Origin of the sequence: Thiothrix lacustris DSM 21227, from assembly GCF_000621325.1 — a bacterium.
In the GTDB taxonomy this organism is placed as follows: domain Bacteria; phylum Pseudomonadota; class Gammaproteobacteria; order Thiotrichales; family Thiotrichaceae; genus Thiothrix; species Thiothrix lacustris.
The window spans coordinates 129245-135862 of the sequence record NZ_KK211258.1 but is presented as its reverse complement, the minus strand read 5'-3'; the positions used below and the strand labels follow the sequence as shown (position 1 = coordinate 135862).

Genomic DNA, 6618 nt, shown 5'->3' with positions numbered 1-6618 from the left:
ATCGGTTTGTAGCGTGCCATGCCTGCCTACTCATTCTGGTGCTTGTGATGCTTGATTATCCCACAAAATGGCGGTTCGGAGGGTTTTTCTACAGCCTCAACGTCATGAATCACCCTTCCTTACTTGCCACCCAATCACAGGAGAATTCCATGAAAAAACTTACCCTTCTACTGTCCAGTACCGTACTGGCTTTGGCTGTTGCCGGTACTGCACAAGCCGCCGACAAACTGCGACTCGGCACCGAAGGCGCGTATGCTCCGTTCAATACCGTGGATAAAGACGGCAAGCTGGCAGGCTTTGACATCGACATCGGCAACGCACTGTGCAAGGCGATGGAGACCGAATGCGAATGGGTCACCTCCGACTGGGACGGCCTGATCCCCGCGCTGGATGCGAAAAAGTTTGACGCCATCGTTGCCTCCATGTCGATCACGGACGAGCGTAAGGAAAAGATCGACTTCAGCGGCAAATACTATTCCACCCCGATCAAGTGCGCCCGCGAAACAGGCAAAACGGTTGACCCGACCCAAACCGATACTCTCAAGGGCAAAATGATCGGTGTGCAAAGCGGCGTTGTCTCGGATAATTTTGCACGGGCAACCTTTAAAGACATTGCTGAAATCACCGCCTACAAAACCCAAGACGAAGCCAATATGGATCTGCTTTCCGGGCGTGTCGATTTGGTGTGTGCGGATTCCGTGGTACTCGCCCCCTTCGTCAAGGATGAGAAAAACGCCGGTAAGGTCGAATTCGTCGGCGGCGATTTCGACGACAAAAAATTCATCGGTGATGGCGTCGGTATTGGCGTGCGCAAAGGCGACACCGCGCTGGCTGAAAAGCTGAACAAGGCGATTGCCAAAATCCGTGAGGATGGCACTTACGCCGAAATCAACAAGAAATACTTCGACTTCGACCTGTACGGGGAATAAGCCTTGCTGGATTTACAAGGTTACGGCTGGATGCTGTTGCAAGGTCTGCAAATGACCGTGCTGGTGGGGTTGTGCGCCATGTTGGTGGCTATCCTGTTCGGTTTGCTGGGCACGTGGGGCAAGTTCTCGCACTCACGACTGGCGAATTGGGCGGCGGATACGTACACCACCGTGGTGCGCGGCGTGCCGGAACTGATCCTGCTGTTGCTGGTGTATTACGGCGTGCCCAAGCTGATTCAGGATGGGGCTGCCGCTTTAGGCTATGACATGCGCCTTGACCTGAACCCGTTTGTGGCGGGCTTTCTGACCATCGGTTTCATCTACGGTGCGTTTTGTACCGAAGTGCTGCGCGGGGCGTTTTTAGCCGTCCCGCGTGGGCAGATGGAAGCGGCGCGGGCAATTGGCATGAGCCGTACCCTTGCGTTCCGCCGGGTGCAATTGCCGCTGGCGATGCGCATGGCCTTGCCGGGGCTGGGCAATGTGTGGATGGTGCTGATCAAGGCCACTGCGCTGATTTCATTGATCCAATTGGATGAATTGATGCGTAAGGCCAAACTCGCCGCCACCGCGACGCATCAACCGTTTACCTTTTATTTCCTCGCCTCTTTGCTGTTTCTGGCGATTACGCTGGTGTCGATGCTAGTGCTGAAACGTGCCGAAACCTGGGCGAAACGCGGGGTACGCACATGAACTGGGAACTGATCTGGGAAAGCCTGCCGAAATTGTTGGAGGGCGCGGGCGTTACTGTGCAAATTACCCTGTTCAGCATTGCCATCGGTTTGCTACTGGCCGTGCCGCTGGCGTTGGCGCGGCTCTCATCCAACAAGCTATTGAACTGGCCTGCCACGGGGTTTGTGTTTTATTTCCGGGGCACGCCGTTGCTGGTGCAACTGTTCCTGATCTATTACGGCAGCGGGCAATTCCGCGAGCTGTTTAGCGATCTGGGCTTGTGGACGTATTTCCGTAATGCGTGGTTTTGCGCGGTGCTGACCCTGACCTTGAATACGGCGGCGTATTCAGCGGAAATTTTCCGGGGTGCGATTCAAGCCGTGCCGCGTGGCGAAATCGAGGCGGGTAAAGCGTTTGGTATGTCGGGCTGGTTGCTGTTTCGGCGCGTGACTTTGCCGAAAGCCTTCCGCATTGCCCTGCCCGCTTACGGTAATGAAGTGGTGTTTTTGCTGCAAGCCACTTCGTTGGTGAGCGCTATTACCGTGATTGACCTGACCGGCGCAGCAGATTTAATCCGTTCCAAAACCTTTGCGGTGTATGAAATGTACCTGACGGCGGCGGTGCTGTATCTGATCATGACCTATGTGCTGGTGTATGGCTTCCGGCTGCTGGAAAAGCGTTTAAACGCCTATCAGCGTCGCCCCGTATAACACCAGTTCTGCGGCAATCCACCACATGATGACGCCAATCAACAAGTCGAGGGCTTGCCATGTCCCCGGCTTTTTGAACAAGGGTGACAACAGCCTTGCGCCGTAACCCAAGCCGAAAAACCACAGGCCGGAAATGCTGATCGCCCCCAGCAAAAAGGGCAATTTTTCACTGGCTGCCAACGTGCCTGCCACACCGCCCAGCACAACCACGGTATCGAGATAGACATGCGGGTTAAGCAAGGTAATGGCTAAAGTCGCCATGAGTACGGTTTGCAGGCTGGTTCTTACTGCATTGCCCGCTGCGGCTTCCAGATAACCTGTCCCCTGATACGCACTGCGGAATGCCTTGAAGCCATACCAGAACAGGAACAGCGCCCCAACCAACGCAAGGCCAAACGTCGCCATGCGATTGGCGCTGATCAACGAACCCAACCCCAGCACCCCGGCACTCATTAACACTGCATCACACAGGAAGCAGGTCAAGGCCACCCAGAAAATATGGTGACGCGCCAAGCCCTGTTTAAGGACGAAGGCGTTTTGTGCGCCAATGGCGATGATCAGGCCGATGGAAATCATCGCGCCTTTCAGGAAAAGTTCTAGCATGGAGACATCCTTGTTGTTCAGAATGACGCATTCTATGGCATAGCTAATGACAGGCATACAAAGCGGTCATGCAAACGTGTAGAGTAGATTATTTCAAAACAGCAACCCACTGATAAATATTACTTAATGAGCACTAAAGAACCGGACATGGAAGCGGACAATATCGCGGAAGACCGAGGCGAATCCATCGGCATGATGGAGCCGCTACTGGTTTCAGGGACATCCCGTTTTCGCCCTGAACTGGCTGACTTGGCTTTGGAACTGACCGCCACATCTACCGCACTGCGTAAAAGCCTGCCGGAAGGCATTGCACGTGCGTTGTCTGATCTGGTGCGCTCCATGAACTGCTATTACAGCCAACGAGGACTATAGCACCGACTCCAGAAAGCGTGACCTGCAACTGGAGGCCAAAGCCCATATCGCTGTCCAGCAATGGAGCGGGGTGTACTGGCTACGGAATCGACACGCGCACCGCTGCGCTTGAATTTCCCGGCGATGTTGGCGGCACATTGGATGCCGGGGCTGTTCCCCGAAAGGTAGCGCAAACTACATGGGGAGTCCTGACCCTAAAGTGTATAAGGGCGAAAGCAACGCAACAAAGAATAGGATACACTAACGCATTAATTGTTTACGCCCCCGGATACCATGTCGCCCAACGCCAATCCCCACGTACCTGTAGCCCTGTTCGAGCACCCCAAATACTGGGCAGAATGCTATGACACTTCCCCCTATCTCCCCATGAGTCGTGCGGAAATGGACGCGCTGGGCTGGGATTCCTGCGACATTATTATCGTTACCGGGGATGCTTACGTCGACCACCCTTCCTTTGGCATGGCAGTGATCGGGCGGATGTTAGAAGCACAAGGTTTTCGCGTCGGCATCATCGCGCAACCGGATTGGCATTCCAAAGACCCATTCATGGCACTGGGCGAACCCAACCTGTTCTTCGGCGTCGCGGCGGGCAATATGGACTCGATGATCAACCGCTACACCGCCGACCGCAAGATGCGCTCCGACGACGCTTACACCCCCGGCAATGTTGGCGGCAAACGCCCCGACCGCGCCTCCTTGGTGTATTCGCAACGCTGTAAGGAAGCCTACCCCGACGTACCGATCATTCTGGGCGGGATCGAAGCTTCATTGCGCCGCATTGCGCATTTCGATTACTGGCAGGAAAAAGTACGCCGATCGATCCTGATGGATGCCGCCGCCGACCTGCTGCTGTACGGCAATGCCGAACGCGCCGTGGTCGAAATCGCCCACCGCATCGCTTCCGGCGAACCCGTTGCCAACATTACCGACGTGCGCGGCACGGCCTTCATCCGCCGCGACACCCCAGCAGGCTGGATGGAAATCGACTCCAGCCGCGTCGACCAACCGGGCAAAATCGACCGCATCATCAACCCCTACATCAACACTACCGAACTGTCGGAATGCGAAGTCGAAAAACGCAATGTGCAGTGGTTTGAATACGAAGACCCGCGCAGCAAACGCCCCGACGAACACAAACTGACCTTCCACCCGCGTGCCCGTTTGGATCGCGACATGACCGTGATCCGCCTGCCCTCGTTTGAAAAAGTCAGCAAAGACAAGGTGCTGTACGCCCACGCTAACCGCGTGCTGCATCTGGAAACCAACCCCGGCAACGCCCGCGCTTTGGTGCAAAAACACGGCACGCAAGACATCTGGATCAACCCGCCACCGATTCCGCTGACCACGCCGGAAATGGATTTCGTGTTCGGCCTGCCCTACGCTCGCCAACCGCACCCGACTTACGGCGGCGAACGCATCCCCGCCTATGAAATGATCCGTTTCTCGGTGAACATCATGCGCGGCTGCTTTGGTGGCTGTACCTTCTGTTCCATCACCGAACACGAAGGCCGCATTATCCAAAACCGTTCCAAGGAATCCATCATCCGCGAAGTGGAAGACATCCGTGACAAAGTGCCCGGTTTCACTGGCGTCATTTCTGACCTTGGCGGCCCCACCGCGAATATGTACCGCCTCGCCTGCAAAGACCCGAAGATTGAGGCATCCTGCCGCAAACCAAGCTGCGTTTACCCCGGCGTGTGCCAAAATCTCAACACTGACCATGGCGCCTTAAAAGAACTCTACCGCGAAGCCCGCGCCTTACCCGGCGTGAAAAAGGTCTTAATCAGCTCCGGCCTGCGCTACGACTTGGCTGTACTTGACCCCGAATACGTCAAGGAACTGGTCACCCACCACGTCGGCGGCTACCTCAAGATTGCCCCGGAACACACCGAAGATGCGCCGCTCTCCAAAATGATGAAACCCGGCATCGGCGCGTATGACGAATTCAAACGCCTGTTCGAGAAATACACCAAAGAAGCGGGTAAAGAGCAATATTTGATCCCGTATTTCATCGCCGCGCACCCCGGCACGTCCGACGAAGACATGCTCAACCTCGCACTGTGGCTAAAGAAAAACGGCTTCCGTGCTGATCAGGTGCAGGCGTTTTACCCCTCACCGATGGCATCCGCCACCACCATGTACCACACCGACAAAAACCCGCTGCACAAAGTCACCTACAAAAGCGAAAAGGTGGAAACGGCAAAATCACCGGAACAGCGCAAGCTGCACAAAGCGTTTTTGCGCTGGCATGATCCGAAAAACTGGCCGCTGCTGCGCAAAGCAATGGCGGAGATGGGGCGGCAGGAACTGATCGGCGATGGCGAGAACCAGTTGATCCCACATTACAAAGCGGGTGAGGAACAGTTGGTGTATGAGGCGCATCGGCGCAAGAATAAGGGCGGGGAGCATCAGAAGCGGGTGGGGAAGCCGAATACTGGCAAACCTGTGCAAGCGGCAGCGAGTAAACCGAATGCGGGGAAGCCGCAGGGTGGGAAAATATTGACGCAGCATACGGGGTTGCCACCGAAGGCGCGGGCGGATATGGGCGGGAAGCCGAAGCCAACGGGGAAACCGAAGCAGCGTAGTGGCAGATAGCCGCAAACCAACAAGCGTAGTATCATCATCTGACACCCTTGATAGGGAAACGATTATGTACGCAGTAGAATTTGAATCCTTTATAAAAGGCAATACGCTGGAAATCCCCGCACACCTGCTCCAGCGTATCAGCAAAAATCGGCAGGTGAAGAAGGTGATCATGCTGATGCCTAAAAAAACGGAAACGGCACAAGCGACTTCTCAAACAGCACTCAAAGAACGCTTGTTAACCATTGCCAAACGTTATGCCGCCTTGCCGCTGCTTGACCGTCGTACACCCGATGAAATTCTGGGTTACGACAAGTACGGGATGCCCAGCGCATGATGATTGACTCATTAGTTTTGATTGCCATCCTTGAAAATGAGCCAGAAGCAGCACGCTTGATTGGGGACTCAGTAAACTGTGTCGCGTTCAGCCCGGATGGCGGGCAACTGGCTTCCGGCTCGTCTGACAAGACCGTGAAACTGTGGGATGTTTTGAGCGGCGAGTGCCTGAAAACCTTCGACCAGCATAGCAGTGCAGTCTCGTCAGTGACGTTCAGCCCGGATGGCGGGCAGATGGCTTGTTCGGATGACAATACCGTGAAACTGTGGGACGTTTTGAGCGGCGAGTGCCTGCAAACCTTCGGCCAGTATGGTGTCACTTCAGTGACGTTCAGCCCGGATGGCGGGCAGTTGGCCTCCGGCTCTTGGGAGGACAATACGGTAAAACTGTGGGATGTTTTGAGCGGCGAGTGCCT

General features: G+C 55.4%; 8 protein-coding genes. 7 read left to right on the top strand and 1 reads right to left on the bottom strand.

Features of this window, described 5'->3' with window-relative positions; translation table 11 throughout:
* Window positions 1–149: 149 nt before the first annotated feature.
* Genes Q394_RS0118295 through Q394_RS0118285 form a run of 3 tightly spaced genes read left to right on the top strand, consistent with a single transcriptional unit; the run spans window position 150 to window position 2308 of the window.
* The gene (locus Q394_RS0118295; RefSeq protein WP_028490521.1) at window positions 150–929 is read left to right on the top strand and encodes a lysine/arginine/ornithine ABC transporter substrate-binding protein; all 780 of its coding nucleotides are present in this window, start codon (window positions 150–152) and stop codon (window positions 927–929) included.
* A 3-nt stretch (window positions 930–932) separates the two neighbouring features.
* The gene (locus Q394_RS0118290) at window positions 933–1619 is read left to right on the top strand and encodes an ABC transporter permease (RefSeq protein WP_051543554.1); all 687 of its coding nucleotides are present in this window, start codon (window positions 933–935) and stop codon (window positions 1617–1619) included.
* Window positions 1616–2308 carry an ABC transporter permease gene (locus Q394_RS0118285; RefSeq protein WP_028490519.1) on the top strand — a complete coding sequence of 231 codons (693 nt, stop codon included), beginning with the start codon at window positions 1616–1618 and terminating at the stop codon, window positions 2306–2308. The genes Q394_RS0118290 and Q394_RS0118285 overlap by 4 nt, the downstream gene beginning before the upstream one ends.
* Here the strand turns inward: Q394_RS0118285 and Q394_RS0118280 are convergent.
* The gene (locus tag Q394_RS0118280) at window positions 2279–2911 is read right to left on the bottom strand and encodes a LysE/ArgO family amino acid transporter (RefSeq protein ID WP_028490518.1); all 633 of its coding nucleotides are present in this window, start codon (window positions 2909–2911) and stop codon (window positions 2279–2281) included. The two genes, Q394_RS0118285 and Q394_RS0118280, sit on opposite strands and share 30 nt — an antisense overlap.
* Window positions 2912–3037: 126 nt before the next feature.
* Between Q394_RS0118280 and Q394_RS0118275 the strand changes: the two genes are divergently transcribed.
* The 4 genes from Q394_RS0118275 to Q394_RS21110 form a co-directional block, all read left to right on the top strand.
* A complete protein-coding gene (locus Q394_RS0118275; protein ID WP_028490517.1) occupies window positions 3038–3283 on the top strand; it encodes a hypothetical protein in 246 nt (81 codons plus the stop codon).
* Window positions 3284–3556: 273 nt separating this feature from the next.
* Window positions 3557–5878 (top strand): YgiQ family radical SAM protein, encoded by a 2322-nt coding sequence (locus Q394_RS0118265; protein WP_051543553.1) that lies wholly within the window; start codon window positions 3557–3559, stop codon window positions 5876–5878.
* Between the two features lie 55 nt (window positions 5879–5933).
* Window positions 5934–6203, top strand: coding sequence for a type II toxin-antitoxin system VapB family antitoxin (locus Q394_RS21115; RefSeq protein WP_038142051.1), 270 nt, complete (start codon window positions 5934–5936; stop codon window positions 6201–6203).
* Window positions 6200–6618 (top strand): WD40 domain-containing protein (locus Q394_RS21110; RefSeq protein ID WP_038142049.1); only part of this gene is annotated, 419 nt, incomplete at its 3' end. The genes Q394_RS21115 and Q394_RS21110, both read left to right, overlap by 4 nt.